Source organism: Methylobacterium sp. 10 (assembly GCF_000519085.1).
GTDB lineage: Bacteria > Pseudomonadota > Alphaproteobacteria > Rhizobiales > Beijerinckiaceae > Methylobacterium.
The window spans coordinates 1,420,116-1,434,146 of the sequence record NZ_KI912577.1 but is presented as its reverse complement, the minus strand read 5'-3'; the positions used below and the strand labels follow the sequence as shown (position 1 = coordinate 1,434,146).

11 protein-coding genes and 1 tRNA gene are annotated in these 14,031 nt (G+C 67.3%); 8 read left to right on the top strand and 4 right to left on the bottom strand.

Translation table 11 applies throughout. The features are described from left to right. The first annotated feature begins 405 nt into the window (after positions 1-405). Positions 406-1,749 carry a recombinase family protein gene (locus K368_RS25855; RefSeq protein WP_245259521.1) on the top strand — a complete coding sequence of 448 codons (1,344 nt, stop codon included), beginning with the start codon at positions 406-408 and terminating at the stop codon, positions 1,747-1,749. Positions 1,750-2,062: 313 nt separating this feature from the next. Here K368_RS25855 and K368_RS0106565 read toward each other — a convergent pair. Together K368_RS0106565 and K368_RS0106560 are read right to left on the bottom strand one after the other, a co-directional pair. Next, a tRNA-Arg gene (locus K368_RS0106565) sits at positions 2,063-2,139 on the bottom strand. 173 nt (positions 2,140-2,312) lie between these two features. Continuing rightward, positions 2,313-2,699 carry a transposase gene (locus K368_RS0106560; RefSeq protein ID WP_027171706.1) on the bottom strand — a complete coding sequence of 129 codons (387 nt, stop codon included), beginning with the start codon at positions 2,697-2,699 and terminating at the stop codon, positions 2,313-2,315. Positions 2,700-2,950: 251 nt separating this feature from the next. Between K368_RS0106560 and K368_RS24025 the strand changes: the two genes are divergently transcribed. Genes K368_RS24025 through K368_RS0106530 form a run of 6 tightly spaced genes read left to right on the top strand, consistent with a single transcriptional unit; the run spans position 2,951 to position 9,318 of the window. Continuing rightward, the gene (locus K368_RS24025) at positions 2,951-4,177 is read left to right on the top strand and encodes a transporter substrate-binding protein (protein ID WP_051439785.1); all 1,227 of its coding nucleotides are present in this window, start codon (positions 2,951-2,953) and stop codon (positions 4,175-4,177) included. Further along, positions 4,170-5,801, top strand: a complete 1,632-nt coding sequence (gene urtB / locus K368_RS0106550; protein WP_027171705.1) for an urea ABC transporter permease subunit UrtB — start codon at positions 4,170-4,172, stop codon at positions 5,799-5,801. Before K368_RS24025 ends, urtB begins: the two co-directional genes overlap by 8 nt. Positions 5,802-5,824: 23 nt before the next feature. Continuing rightward, positions 5,825-6,910 carry an urea ABC transporter permease subunit UrtC gene (gene urtC, locus K368_RS0106545; protein WP_051439784.1) on the top strand — a complete coding sequence of 362 codons (1,086 nt, stop codon included), beginning with the start codon at positions 5,825-5,827 and terminating at the stop codon, positions 6,908-6,910. Next, the gene (locus K368_RS0106540) at positions 6,907-7,617 is read left to right on the top strand and encodes an ATP-binding cassette domain-containing protein (RefSeq protein ID WP_027171703.1); all 711 of its coding nucleotides are present in this window, start codon (positions 6,907-6,909) and stop codon (positions 7,615-7,617) included. Before urtC ends, K368_RS0106540 begins: the two co-directional genes overlap by 4 nt. After that, positions 7,614-8,342, top strand: coding sequence for an urea ABC transporter ATP-binding subunit UrtE (gene urtE / locus K368_RS0106535; RefSeq protein WP_051439783.1), 729 nt, complete (start codon positions 7,614-7,616; stop codon positions 8,340-8,342). Before K368_RS0106540 ends, urtE begins: the two co-directional genes overlap by 4 nt. 25 nt (positions 8,343-8,367) lie before the next feature. Continuing rightward, a complete protein-coding gene (locus tag K368_RS0106530; RefSeq protein WP_027171701.1) occupies positions 8,368-9,318 on the top strand; it encodes an acetamidase/formamidase family protein in 951 nt (316 codons plus the stop codon). A 110-nt stretch (positions 9,319-9,428) separates the two neighbouring features. Here the strand turns inward: K368_RS0106530 and ybaL are convergent, their stop codons facing one another. Beyond that, entirely contained in the window at positions 9,429-11,255 is a 1,827-nt protein-coding gene (gene ybaL, locus K368_RS0106525) for a YbaL family putative K(+) efflux transporter (RefSeq protein ID WP_027171700.1), read from the bottom strand. A 291-nt stretch (positions 11,256-11,546) separates the two neighbouring features. On the opposite strand from ybaL, the gene K368_RS0106520 reads away from it, so the two are divergent. Then, entirely contained in the window at positions 11,547-12,719 is a 1,173-nt protein-coding gene (locus tag K368_RS0106520; RefSeq protein ID WP_027171699.1) for a YihY/virulence factor BrkB family protein, read from the top strand. Between the two features lie 28 nt (positions 12,720-12,747). Here K368_RS0106520 and K368_RS0106515 read toward each other — a convergent pair whose 3' ends face one another. Then, a complete protein-coding gene (locus tag K368_RS0106515) occupies positions 12,748-13,938 on the bottom strand; it encodes a PQQ-dependent sugar dehydrogenase (RefSeq protein WP_027171698.1) in 1,191 nt (396 codons plus the stop codon). Between the last annotated feature and the right edge of the window lie 93 nt (positions 13,939-14,031).

The following is a 14,031-nucleotide window of genomic DNA, read 5'->3' as shown; positions in this document are numbered from 1 at the left end:
CACCACGCGCAGGCCGCTTAACCTCTCAACCCAGATGGACCAGAGCCTCCGCTCCTGAACACCGCTGAATGTCCCAAATCGTCTGACGACGGACAGTCGGACGGCGCAAGCCTCGCGCCGAGATGGACGGCATGCACCGGGAGCCCGAGCACGCATTGGACGGCGGCGTGCACCTGCAACTGGAAACGTACGTGTCGTCGTCGTCGCCATGCCGGAATCCGTGATCGAGCGCGAGCTTGACGCGGTCGAGCACTATCTCGCTGACGAGATTGACAATCTCCTTCGCTGAACGACGTTGGAGCATTTAACCGCCGCGCAACGAGGTGTTGGCGGCGGCCGCTCGACCCTGTCGCATCGCCTTGCGATCCATCATTCTGTAACCCGAAGAGAATCGAACGGACCGTCATGGCTCGTCGCGCATCACGGCAAAGCTCAGCCGTCTCAACTACTCCGCCTGCACACCGGCAGCTGAGAGCCGTTGCCTACACACGTGTCTCGACCGGCCCCCAAGCCGAAGCCGACCTATCGCTGCCCGATCAGAGAAATCAGATCGCTGAATGGTGTCTGGCGAACGACCACGTTCTCGTCGGTGAGTACGAAGAGCGTGGTGCATCGGCGACGAGCGAGAAGGGACGGCCGCAGCTCGCGGCGCTGCTCGAACGTGCCTGTGATGGATCACGGCCTTTCGACCTCATCGTGGTTCACAGCTTCAGTCGCTTCTTCCGAAACAACTTTTTGTTCGAAGGGGTGCGACGAAGGCTGAAGAAGCACGACGTGCGCGTGGTCTTGATGACCCAGCCCTTCACGGAGGAAGATTCAGCGCACGTCCTGGCTCGAAACATTTTCGGCTTGTTCGACAAATACCAATCTCAAGAAAACAGCAAGCACGTGCTTCGTTCGATGAAGGAGAATGCGCGCCAGGGCTACTGGAATGGCTCGATGCCGCCGTTCGGCTATCGCACTATCGAGACGGAACAGAAGGGCAAACGGCTCAAAAAGATTCTGGCCATTGATCCGGTCGAGGCTGAACTCGTACGGCTGATCTACCGCCTGATCGGCGAGGGCGATGGACGGTCAGGCCCGCTCGGTGTCAAATCAGTCTGCAACTGGCTTAACGAGCGAGGCCACGTTACGCGGACTGGGGCGCGCTGGGGCATCGGACCGCTGCACGATATTCTGACGAGGCCGCTTTACGCAGGAACCTATCAGTTCAATCGGCGCGAGGCGAAGACACGACAGCTCAAGGCGCAGGCGGAGGTTATCGAATCGACGGCTCCGGTCATCGTGACGCCGGATCTCTATCAAGCGGTGCAGGACCCCCTTCGCAGCCGGAGGCCGAGCGAGGCGCCGCCACGCGAGGTCACGGTACCGATCCTGCTTACGGGCATCGCCAAGTGGGCGGCCTGTGGCGGCGGCATGACACTGCGCACTGGCACCTCCAGCACCGGGAGGGTCTATCGCTACTATACCTGCTCGCCGGCGATGCGGATGGGCAAACGTACCTGCCCGGGTACGAACATCGCGATGACCAAGCTCGACGATCTGGTCACTACCGCGCTGGTCGGGCGTTTGCTGACGACGGACCGAGTGCAGGAAATCCTCTCGGGCTTGGTCGCGCGCCGCCAGTCTCGGGTCGGCCCTGCACAGGCGCGGATACAGGCTTTGGCAACCGAAGAGGCCGAAGCCGAGGTACGGCTGAAGCGCCTGTACGCTTCGATCGAGGCAGGCGTCGCCGATCTGAGCGATTGAACCCTGAAACAGCGTCTCGACGATCTGCGGGCTGACCGTGATCGGGCGAGAGCGGCTCTGGAGCGGCTTCGTGAGCAGATTCGGGAACCTGTCACGGTGACACCGGAGCAGGTCGACTCCTTCGTGCGTGTGATGCGATCACGGCTACAGGAGAGTGAAGTGCCGTTTCGGAAAGCCTACCTCCGAGCCATCAACGATACTGTCGAATTTGCAAAGGAAGAGGTGCGGATCACAGGCCGCCGGGATGTTCTGGGAAAAAGCCGTAGGGAACGGCCCTAATGCCCCCCCCGGCGTTCGTAGTTCTGTACGTGAATGGCGCACCCGACACGATTCGAACGTGTGACCTTTGCCTTCGGAGGGCAACGCTCTATCCAGCTGAGCTACGGGTGCTGACCGTGCACGACACCTAGCCCAAGCCGTGCCTCCGCGCAACGGTGTCGTTGACCATGGGACGCTTGCAGGGATGTCTGTGTGACCCTCCTCGAGCACCAGTCGCACGGTGGACGCATGCCGGGCGCGCGGAGGGAGCCTTCCTGAGCCGATGAGGGTGACGGGACCGGGTTCTAGTTGGCCCCTCGCACGAAGGCGTAGCGCCCGACGGAGACGGCTCCCCCGCGATAGCGCACGCTTCCGACGCTGGCCGAAGGCGTTCCGGGGCGGTGGTGTCCCGTTCGGACTGGATGTCCCGTGCTGTCGGCATGGCGAGGGGACAGGGCGAGCAGGGATTGCCTGAGGCGGACCAGTTCGGCCTTCAGAGCGGCGTTCTCGCGCTCGACCTGCCCGAGATGGGCGACGCCTGCCGGCGGTAGGCCGCCGAGGCGGCGACGCCAGCGGTAGAAGGTCCCGACCGAGATATGGGCCGCCTTGCAGATCGCGGCGACGGGGATGCCGTCCTCCGCCTCCTTCAACAGAAAGGCGACTTCCTGATCGGTGTGTCGGGATCGACGCATGGGCAAGCCTCCGCGATGCGAGATGGCGATGCGGCCCAAGCAAGAAGCGCACCGGTGAACGGGAGCCAAGATCTGCTCGCGGTTATCGTCATTCTTGGTAATTTTGACGTTTTGCCCAGCATCAAGCCTGCTTCGTAGGCGGTCCGCCAAGGTTTTGCGCAGACCGGAGGGCATGTGCAGCCCATTTGACCTTCCACCGCGCCATCGGGAATCCGACACTTCGCCTCGTGTCAGGGGAAGGTACAGAGCCCATGGTCGATGTCACGAGGCGTCATTTCATCGGGACCGCGGCGGCGCTCGCCGCCCCCGCCATCATCCGCCCGGCCTGGGCGGCCGATACGGTCAAGCTCGGGTGCCTGTTCTCCTCCTCGGGCACGATGGCCAATATCGAAGGCCGACTGAACCATGTGGTGCGCATGGCCGCGGACGGGCTCAACGCCAAGGGCGGCGTCAACGGGCGCCGCATTGAGGTCGTCACCTCGGACCCCGCCTCGGACTGGCCGCTCTACGCCCAGATCGGACGGCAGATGCTGCAGCAGGAGAGGGTCGCCGCCCTGTTCGGCTGCTGGACCTCGGTCTCGCGCAAATCGGTCCTGCCGGTGGTCGAGCAGAATGACGGGCTGCTGTTCTATCCGCTCCATTTCGAGGGCGACGAGAACTCCAAGAACATCGTCTACGTGAACTCGCCGCCGGCGAGTTCGGTGCTGCCTGCCGTCGATTACCTGATGGGTACGGAGGGTGTCGGGGCCAAGCGCTTCTTCATGATCGGCTCCGATTACGTCTGGCCGCGCACGATCAACAAGCAGCTGAAGGCTTATTGGGCGTCGAAGGGCGTCGCGGCGACTGCCTGGCGCGAGGAATACGTGCCGCTCGGCTTCTCCAACTTCCAGACCCTGGTGAATCAGATCCGGAGCTTTGCCGCCGAGCCGGGCGGCCAGCCGATCGTCGTGCTGACGGTGGTGGGGTCGTCGATTCCCGACTTCCTGCGCGAATTCGCCAACCAAGGCATCCGCGCCACCGATGTGCCGATCCTCGGCCTCGACATGGTGGAGGCCGACCTCGAGGGGCTGGATACCGCGCCGCTCGTCGGCCACCTCAATTGCTGGGCCTATCTCCAGGCCGCCAAGGCCGAGGCCAATACCCGGTTCCTCGGAGACTGGGCCGCTTACGTGAAGGCCAAGTCGGTGCCCTTCAGCGCCGACACGGTCATCGATCCGATGGTCTCGGCCTATGACAGCGTCCAGCTCTGGGCACTGGCGGCGGCGAAGGCGGGGAGCTTCGACGTGCCCGAAGTGCGCAAGGCCTTCGCGGGCCTGAGCTTTGCCGATCCCTCCGGTTACACCCTGACGATGACGGGGGAGAACAACTACGTCTCTCGCGGCGTCTTCATCGGCTCGGTCAACGAGAAGCAGGGCTTCGACATCCTCTGGCAATCGCCCGATGCTCCCAAGCCCGTGCCGTTCAGCCCGTATGGCTGAGGGCGTGAAGGCCTGGATCTGGGGTGCGTTCCTGCTCATCGCCGGTCTGGTGCAGCCGACCTTCGGGGCGACGCCCGGCCTCGACCGCGCCGGTTTCGCCGTCAGCCTGTGCGGCGATGGCGCCGCGCAGACCAGGGCGCTGGATGCGCTGATCCGGTCGAGCGGCGAGGAAGCGGTCGACGATCTCGCCGCCGCGGGCGTCCTGCTGCGCGGCCTGCTGGAGAGACGCCTCGTCTGTCTCGGCGACACGGCCGTCCTGCTCGACAAGGCGGGAGCATCGGCCGGGCGCGAGGTCGGAAGCGGCGCCGTCCGTTCCGCCGAGGGCGGACGCTCGCCGGTGCTCGGCCTGCGCCAGCGCGCCCTCACCGAGACCGCCCTCGGCATTGCGACGCTGGTGGCGGGTGAGACCGTGGAGCTTCGGTCCAGGGGGCTGGCGGCCGTCGAGCGACGCATGGCAGGCGTGCCCGATGCCGTGCTGCTGCGGGCGCAGACCAACGAGAGGGATGCCGGGTTGAAGGCGGTGATCGGCATCGCGGCACAGGGGGCCGCCTTGTCCTCGCCCGACCCGGCGCGGCGTCTGGCGGCGATCCGCGCGGTGGCCGACGCCCCGTCGGGTGCAGTGGTCTCTCGCCTCTCGGCCCTGAAGAGCGATCCCGCCTATGGCGCGGACCCGACCTTCCGCGCGGCTCTGGACGCCGGGATCGTCAGGGTCGAACGGGCAGTGTGGATCGGCAACGGTCTCGCGCTGCTCTACAACGGCTTGAGCTTCGCCAGCATTCTCTTCATGGCCGCTGCGGGGCTGGCGATCATCTTCGGGCTGATGGGCGTGATCAACCTCGCCCAGGGCGAGTTCATCATGGTCGGCGCCTACGCCGCCTACGGCGTGCAGGAGGCGTTCCGCCGGTTCGCGCCGGGCTTCCTCGATCTCTACCTCCTCGCCGCCATCCCCGTCGCGTTCCTCGCCGCCGCGCTGGTGGGGATCCTCATCGAAGCGCTGATCCTGCGCCACCTCTATCGCCGGCCGCTGATGAGCCTGCTCGCCACCTGGGCGGTGAGCCTGTTCCTGATCAATCTCGTGCGCGTGATTTTCGGATCGCAGAACCTGCAATTCGCCATGCCTACCTACGTGAGCGGCGGCGTGCCGCTCTATGCCGATTTCATCGTCACCTGGAACCGGCTCTTCGCCATCGCCTTCGCCGCCGCCACCCTGGCGCTGACGCTCCTGATCCTGAAGCGCACCCCCCTCGGCCTCGACATCCGGGCGGTCACCCAGAACCGCGACATGGCGGCGTGCCTCGGTATCCGCACCCGCCGGGTCGACCGCCTCGCCTTCGGCTTCGGCTCGGGACTGGCCGGGCTCGCCGGCGTCGCCCTGTGTCCGATCTACAGCGTCAATCCGGGCATGGGTGCGACCTTCATCGTCGACAGCTTCATGGTGGTCGTGCTCGGCGGCGTCGGCACCGTCATCGGCACCCTGGTCGCGGCTCTGGGCATCGGCGGTGCCAACGTGCTGATCGAGCCGTTCTACGGCGCGGTCGCCGCCAAGGTGATCGTGCTCGCGGGCATCATCCTGTTCCTCCAGCGCCGGCCCGAGGGGCTGTTCGCCGTCAGGCGACGGCGATGAGCGAAGCAATGGAGACATCGTCCATGACGGCGTCCCGCCGCCTCGTCCCCGGTCTGGGCGGCGATCCGCTCCTGGCGGCGGTGATCGCCCTCGTCGTCGCCGGCGCCCTCGCCCTCGTTCTGCTGCAGCCCGCGCCTTACCTCGTGAACATGGTCGGGCAGCTCGCGGCCTTTGCCATCCTCGCCGTCTCCCTCGATCTGGTCTGGGGCTATCTCGGCATTCTCAGCCTGGGGCACGGCCTGTTCTTCGCCATCGGCGGCTATGTCTGCGCCATGCACCTGCTCTCCCACGCCTATGCGGTCACCGGCGTGGCGCCGGACCTGATGCAGTTCATGGGGTGGAAGACCTTGCCGCTGTACTGGTCCGGCCTGGCGAGCGCGCCGTATGCCCTCGTCGTGGCCCTGGTCCTGTCGGCCGCCATCGCCTTCGTGTTCGGCTATGCTTCGTTCCGCTCGCGGGTGAACGGCGTCTACTTCTCGATCATCAGCCAGGCCCTGGTCTATGTCGCCATGCTGCTGATGTTCCGGAACGATACGGGGCTCGGCGGCAACAACGGCATGACCGGGTTCCCGCTCCTGTTCGGCCATCCCATCGGCGCGCCCGGCACGGTCACGGGTCTGGCCGTGGCGACCCTCCTGGCCCTGGCCCTGGTCCTGGCGGGCGCACGGGCCCTGGTGGTCGGGCGCATCGGCCGGCGCATGCTCGCCTGCCGCGACGACGAGGCCCGCCTGCGCACCCTCGGCTACAGCACCACGCGCCTCAAGCTCGGGATCTGGTGCCTCTCCGCGACGATCGCGGCCTTGGCCGGAATCCTCTACGTGCCCCAGGTCGGCATCATCAATCCGCGGGTCCTCAGCCCCGACCTCTCCATCGAGATCGCGGTCTGGGTGGCCATCGGCGGGATGGGCCGGCTCGGCGGCGCGGTGATCGGCGCCGTCGTGGTCAATGCCCTCAAGTTCTGGCTGAGTGCCGCGATGCCGGAGGCCTGGCCCTTCATCCTGTCGGGCCTCGTCCTGGTGGTGGTGCTGGGACTGCCGAACGGCCTCCTCGACCTCGCGACCCTGCGCCTGAGGCCGACTTGGCTGCGGCGCGGCGGGGAGCTCGGATGAGCGCCCTGGTCATCGAGAACCTGAGCGTCGTGTTCGGGCGGTTCCGCGCCCTCGACGGCCTGTCCCTGGCCATCGATCCCGGCGAGGTCCGGGCCGTGATAGGACCGAACGGCGCCGGCAAGACCACGCTTCTCGACGCCATCACCGGCATCGCCAGACCGACATCAGGCCGCATCCTGCTCGGCGACGATCTCGACCTGACCCGGCGCTCGGAGGCGCAGATCGCCCGCGCCGGGGTGCGTCGCAAGTTCCAGAAGCCCAGCGTCTTTCCCGCCCTCACCGTGCGCGAGAACCTGGAGATCGGCTGCGGCCTCGACTGCCCGACCGCCGAGCGATCCGACCGCGTGGCGGCCTCCCTCGCCGAGACCGGCCTGGAGGGGCGCGCGGACACGCTCGCGGGCTCTCTGGCGCATGGAGAGAAGCAATGGCTCGAGATCGGCATGGTGCTCGCTTCCCGTCCGAGGCTGGTCCTCCTCGATGAACCCGTGGCGGGATTGTCCGATGCCGAGACCGTGCGGACCGCCGACCTGATCCGGTCCCTGCGCCGCCCCGACCGGACGATCCTGGTGATCGAACACGATATGGCCTTCGTCGAGGCGATCGCCGACCGGGTCACCGTGCTGCACGAAGGCCGCACCCTGTTCGAGGGCGGGATGGCCGGCGCCCGCGCGGATACACGGGTCATCGAGGTGTTCCTGGGCCGATGAGCGATGCGTCCCACTCCCTTGCGCCGAGCCCGTTGGGCCTGTCCGTCACCGGCCTCGACCAGCATTACGGCAGTGCGCAGGTGCTGCGGAACGTGGGCTTTTCCATCGCGCCCGGCGCCTGCCTGGCGGTGCTCGGCCGCAACGGTGCGGGCAAGACCACGCTGCTGCGCTGTCTCGCCGGACTGATCCCAACGAGCCAGGGCCGCATCGCCCTCGGCGAGACCGACATCACCGACATGTCGCCGGACCGGCGGGCGCGGGCGGGCCTCGCCATCGTGCCCCAGGGCCGCGAGATCTTCGCGGACCTCACCGTGGCGGAGAACCTGCGCGTCGCCGCACGGGCGCACGGGCTCGACCGCACGGACGCCGTGGACGAGGCGGTTGCCCTGTTCCCGGCCCTGCGCGGCCTGTGGAACAGGCCCGGCGGAAACCTCTCGGGCGGCCAGCAGCAGCAGCTCGCCATCGCCCGCGCGCTCAGTACCCGCCCCCGCCTCATCCTCCTCGACGAGCCGACCGAGGGCATCCAGCCCTCCATCGTTTCGGCGATCGAGGCCGTGATCGAAGGGCTCCAGGGCCGGATCACCGTGCTCCTCGTGGAGCAGTATCTCGAATTCGCGGTCCGGCTCGCCGATTCCTTCGTCGTCCTCTCGCGCGGCGGCGTGGTCGAACGGGGCACGCGGGAGAGCTTGGACCACGCCGCCCTCGCCCGGCACATCGCCGTCTGACCATCGATCATCGAAAGGATCCCTCATGTCGACGCATCACGAGATTCCCGCGACACCCGACACGATGGTGCTCGGCTATTTCGACGCCGCTCTGCCGCCGGTCCTGGAGATCGAGTCCGGCGACACCGTCACGCTCCATTCGTTTCCGGCCGGCGGAAGGGAATCCCTCCACCCCGACCCGGCCCGGGTGCCGCCCGATTATCTCGCGGCCCTCGATACGCTGGCCTCCGGCCCCGGACCGCATTTCGTCACCGGCCCGGTCCATGTCCGCGGGGCGGAACCCGGCGACGTGCTTCAGGTCGACATCCTCGATCTGAAATTCCGCATGGATTGGGGCTTCGTGGCGATCCTGCCCCTGCTTGGCACCCTGCCGGACGAGTTCACCGATTACGAGACGATCCATCCCGATATCGATGTCACCCGCGGCGTCGCGATCCTGCCCTGGGGCGCCGAGCTGCCCCTCGATCCGTTCTTCGGGATCATGGGTACGGCACCTCCCGCCGCCTGGGGCCGGGTCGGTTCTCCGGTACCCCGCGCCTTCGGCGGGAACATGGACAACAAGGAGCTCAAGGTCGGCACGTCGCTCTATCTGCCCGTCTTCAACCCTGGCGCCGGATTCTATGCCGGTGACGGCCACGGCGTGCAAGGCGACGGCGAGGTCTGCATCACGGCCCTCGAGACCGGCCTTTCAGGAACCTTCCGCCTCACCGTGCGCAAGGATCTCGGCTTCTCATGGCCCTTCGCCGAGACGCCCACCGATCTCATGACGATCGGGTTGCATGAGAGCCTCGACGAGGCCATGCGCCAGGCGGTGCGCGAGATGGTCCGTCACGTCTGCGCTCGCAGCGAACTGACCCGCAATCAGGCCTACATGCTGTGCTCTTTAGCCGGCAATCTGCGCATCACGCAGACGGTCGATGGTAACAAGGGCGTCCATATGCTGCTGCCGAAGAGCGCCTTGTCCGCGCCCGGCTGAGCCGCGACCGACGAGCCGCCGATGGCCGGACCCTCGAGGTCGATCCACCGGTCGGGATGGCGCCGCCGGCGCTTTCCCGTCTCGCTTGGCCGACGGGAGGAGCCGCGCACCTACCCCTTCCCCTCCACCGCGTCCGATTTGTGCGGGCGTAGTTCCGGCGCGCCCTGGTCGATCTCGGTCTCCACGGGAGCCAAGCGGCTTTCCACGCGGGTGCTGTCGACGAAGATGCGCGCTTCGCCCTCCTTCAGCCCGAGGCTGCGCAGGGCGTAGAGTGTCATCCCGTAGGCGAGTTCGCGCTCGGCCATGAGGACGAGGCCGACGCGCTGCTCCTCGAAATAGCGCCGCTCGCCGTCATTGTGGGTGCGCACGAGGGTGTCGATGCCGGGATTGGCCTCGCGGGCGAGTTCGACGAGGCGCCGTGCCGTATGCGGTTCGGGCGACGCGATCACGATGAGCTTCGCCTGTCCGATATCGGCCGCTTCGAGGATGCCCGGCGCGGTGGCGTCCCCGAACACCGCCTCGACTCCGTCTTTGCGCAGGTCGAGGACGCGGCGGCGGTCGCGGTCGATTACGAGGTAGGGCATGTCCCAGGTCGCGAAGGCGTTGGCGATGGTGCTGCCGACACGGCCGTAGCCGATGACGATGGCGTGGCCGCGATGGGGTTTGGCCTCCTCGGTGACGGCCATCGCCGCCGCGCCGCGCCGCTCGAACCGGGCGGCGAGATCCGGTCGCTCGGCGAAGAAGCGCGTCGCCCGGTCGGCCAGAACGAAGAACAGCGGGTTGAGGGTGATGGAGAGGATTGCGCCGCCGAGGATGAGATCGCGCCCCTCGGTGGGGAGCAGCTTCAGCGACAGCCCGAGGCTGACCAGGATGAAGGAGAACTCGCCGATCTGCGCCAGACTCGCCGCGATGGTGAGGGCCGTGCCGATGGGATGCTTGAAGGCCAGGACGATCGCCACCGCCGCGATGGACTTGCCGAGGAGGATGATGCCGAGGACGGCGAGCACCGAGAGCGGCTCGCGCAGGAGGATGCCGGGGTCGAACAGCATGCCCACGGAGACGAAGAACAGAACCGCGAACGCATCCTGCAGCGGCAGGGAATCGGCAGCCGCCTGATGGCTCAGGTCGGATTCGGCGAGCACCATGCCGGCGAAGAAGGCGCCCAGCGCGAAGGAGACCCCGAAGAGTTCGGCCGAACCGAAGGCGATGCCCAGCGCCAGGGCGAGGACCGCCAGGGTGAAGAGCTCGCGCGAGCCGGTGCGCGCCGCCTGATCGAGGAGCCAGGGCACCACGCGGCGCCCGCCCACCAGCATCACCAGGGCGAACACCGCGACCTTGGCCAGCGTCAGCGCCAGGGTGAGCCAGATGTTGCCATCCCCCACATGGTGGGCCGCGCCGTCGCCGGTTCCCCCAAGGGACGGCGCGAGGGCGGGGAGCAAAACCAGGGCGAGGACCATGGCGAGATCCTCGACGATGAGCCACCCCACCGCGATACGGCCCTTGTCGCTGTCGAGGAGCCGGCGCTCCTCCAGCGCCCGCAGCAGCACCACGGTACTCGCCACCGACAGGGCGAGGCCGAAGACGAGACCCGCGCCGATGCCCCAGCCCCAGAGATGTGCCAGCAGGCCGCCCATGGTGGTGGCTGCCACGATCTGCACGATGGCGCCCGGCAGGGCGATGGTGCGCACCGCCATCAGGTCCTTGATCGAGAAGTGCAGGCCGACCCCGAACATCAGCAGGATCACGCCGATCTCGGCGAGCTGGCTCGCGAGCTGGCTATTGCCGACGAAGCCGGGCGTGTACGGCCCCACGAGCACGCCGGCGAGGAGATAACCGACCAGGGGAGGCAGCCGCAGGCGTTGGGCCAGCATCCCACAGGCGAAGGCCAGCACGAGACCGAGGGCGATGATGGCGATCAGCTCTGTCGCGTGCGGCACGGTGCGGTCGTGTCCTCGTTTGGGAAATTTCGCGAAAACGGTGAGGGCAACGGCGGCCGAGGGCAAGCGCCGAATGGCGGCTCGTAACCGCAGACGGTTTGACAGTCCGTGCCTGGGAGCACGCACCGTGCCGAACGGCGCTCCAGCGGTTACCCCGCAGTCTTCTCTGTACGCTGTAAGACCGTTCTATTCCCTGAACGACCGTCGGGGACGCTGCATGAAACCCTCCGCGTGCCGGAAGGTTGTCGAAGGGGATTGTATTCACTTCTCGCCCCGTAGGACGAACCGCCGATGGCCGAACCACATCACGAACCGGCGGGAGCGGCGGGCCCTGAACAAGCGGGCTCCACCCTATGGACGCTGGGGCTCGTGACCGCGCTCGTCGGTCTCGTCGTCCTGCCGAGGAAGGGCACGCGGCCATCCTCGTCCGGGTCATTGTCGGACCCGTCTCCATCCGCCCCGCGCACGAGCGAGCCCTCCCCCTCCCATGAGGGAATGGATGCCAAGCACGTTGCCAGGACAGAGACCGAACGCGGGCGGCAAGCATCCAAGCCCTCGGAAATCCCGGCCAAGGGCTGGAAGGATATCGGGCTGCGGGTCTTCCACGATGTCGGCGAGAACAACCTCGTCTCGGTGGCGGCGGGGGTGACCTTCTACGTCCTCCTGGCGATCTTCCCGGCCATCGCGGCGCTGGTCTCCTGCTACGGGCTGGTGGCGGATGTCGCCACCATCAACGACCATCTCCGGACGCTCCAGGGCGTCGTCCCCTCCGGTGCCCTCGACATCATCGGCGAGCAGGTGAAGCGCATCGCGGAAAAGGGTGACACCACCCTGGGCCTGACCTTCTTCACCGGCCTCGGCCTCTCGATCTGGAGCGCCAATGGCGGGATGAAGGCGGTCTTCCAGGCCCTCAACATCGTCTACGAGGAGCGTGAGACCCGGAACTTCTTCTGGCTCAACCTGCGCTCGCTCGGCTTCACCGCGGGCGCCTTACTGTTCATCGTCCTGGCGCTGGTGGGCATCGTCGTGGTGCCGGCGGTGATCAACGTCGTCGGTCTCAGCGCGGAGGCCTGGTACATCTCGCTCCTGCGCTGGCCGGTGCTGCTGCTGGCGGTGCTGGCCGGTCTCGCCCTGCTCTACCGCTACGGTCCGAGCCGGGACGCGCCGCGCTGGCGCTGGGTCACCTGGGGCAGCGCCATTGCCGGCGTGCTCTGGCTCGCGGGCTCGTTGGGCTTCTCCTGGTACGTCTCCAATTTCGGCAAGTACAACGAGACCTATGGCTCCCTCGGCGCCGTCGTCGGTTTCATGACTTGGATCTGGATCTCGACCACGATCGTTCTCCTCGGCGCCGAGATCAACGCCGAGATGGAGCACCAGACCGAGATCGACACCACCGTGGGACGGGAACAGCCGCTCGGCACCCGCGATGCCCGCATGGCCGATACGGTGGGCGCCGCGCCCTGAGCGGCACCCACGTGTCCCCTCGGCCGGATCAGCCCTTGTAGCTGATCCGGTAGACGATCCCGTGCTGGTCGTCACCGAGATAGAGGCTTCCGTCCTTGGCCACCGCCAGGCCGAAGGGCCGGGCGAAGCGCGACCAGCCGCTCGGGCCGCCCTCGGTGAGGAAGCCCGAGACGAACGGCGTGATCGTCGTCGGCCGGCCCTTCTCGAAATGCACGCGCAGCACCTCGTAGCCGCTCGGCGGCTTGCGGTTCCACGAGCCGTGCATCGTAACGAAGGCGTCGCCCTTGTACTCGGCCGGGAATTGCGCGCCGTCATAGAAGGCGAACTGCATCGAGGAGGCGTGTGCCGTCCAGGTGAGGACCGGCCGTTCGCTGTCCTTGTCCCACTGCTCCAGGGAGCTCTTCGGGACTTCGCGGTAGAGATTCTTGATCCCGGCGCCGAAGATGTAGGGCCAGCCGTATTTCTTGCCCGCCTCGATCTTGTTCAGCTCCTCCGGCGTCTCGTCGTTGCCGAGCCAGTCGACGCCGTCGTCCCAGCCGTAGAGGGCCTTGGTCCCGGGCTCCCAGGCGAAGCCGATGGTGTTGCGTAGGCCCGAGGCGACGATCTCCCGGCCCGACCCGTCCGGCTTCATCCGCACCATGGTGGCGTTCTCGGGGTTGCGCTCCTCGCACTCGTTGCAGGTGGAGCCGAGGCTCGCATAGAGCCAGCCGTCCGGCCCGAAGCCGATGGTGCGGTTGGGGTGCTGGCCGGCATCGGGCAGGTCGGAGACGAGCCTCGTCTCGGGGCCGAGGCTGCCGTCCGCCTTCATCGGCGCGGAGAAGATCTCCTTCACCGTCACGTAGAACAGGGTGCCGTCATGGATGGCGAGGCCGTGCACGTCCGGCTTCTTCAGGACGACCTGCCGCTTGGCCGGGTCGGCCGCATCGATCCGGGTGACCGTGCCGGCATCGCGGTCGCTGACATAGAGCGCCCCGTCGGGGGCCACGACGATGACGCGCGGCGCGCCGAGATCGCGGGCGAAGGCTTCAATCGTGAACCCCGGGGGCAGCTTCAGGGCGGCGATCCGCTCCGGCGTCGCCTCCAGCGGAGCGGCCTTGACGACATGCGCCTCGATCGTCGCAGTGCCGGGATTCTGGAGCGCCTGAGCAAGGACTGGCAGCGGGGCGGCGGAGAGGGCGAGGGTCAGGGCGAGACAGGTCGAACGGCGGACCGTGATCATGCGGCGGGAATCCGAAGCTGTGGAGGACGAGGCTGAAACGCGACCCCGGAAACCGCCGTTCCCGCATGCGACGCTTCCACCCGTATCGGCGAG

Bases quoted from the DNA above. Each gene is read 5' to 3' on its own strand.
- K368_RS25855 (WP_245259521.1), top strand. From the start codon at position 406: ATGGCTCGTCGCGCATCACGGCAAAGCTCAGCCGTCTCAACTACTCCG.
- K368_RS0106560 (WP_027171706.1), bottom strand. From the start codon at position 2,699: ATGCGTCGATCCCGACACACCGATCAGGAAGTCGCCTTTCTGTTGAAG.
- K368_RS24025 (WP_051439785.1), top strand. From the start codon at position 2,951: ATGGTCGATGTCACGAGGCGTCATTTCATCGGGACCGCGGCGGCGCTC.
- urtB (WP_027171705.1), top strand. From the start codon at position 4,170: ATGGCTGAGGGCGTGAAGGCCTGGATCTGGGGTGCGTTCCTGCTCATC.
- urtC (WP_051439784.1), top strand. From the start codon at position 5,825: ATGACGGCGTCCCGCCGCCTCGTCCCCGGTCTGGGCGGCGATCCGCTC.
- K368_RS0106540 (WP_027171703.1), top strand. From the start codon at position 6,907: ATGAGCGCCCTGGTCATCGAGAACCTGAGCGTCGTGTTCGGGCGGTTC.
- urtE (WP_051439783.1), top strand. From the start codon at position 7,614: ATGAGCGATGCGTCCCACTCCCTTGCGCCGAGCCCGTTGGGCCTGTCC.
- K368_RS0106530 (WP_027171701.1), top strand. From the start codon at position 8,368: ATGTCGACGCATCACGAGATTCCCGCGACACCCGACACGATGGTGCTC.
- K368_RS0106520 (WP_027171699.1), top strand. From the start codon at position 11,547: ATGGCCGAACCACATCACGAACCGGCGGGAGCGGCGGGCCCTGAACAA.
- K368_RS0106515 (WP_027171698.1), bottom strand. From the start codon at position 13,938: ATGATCACGGTCCGCCGTTCGACCTGTCTCGCCCTGACCCTCGCCCTC.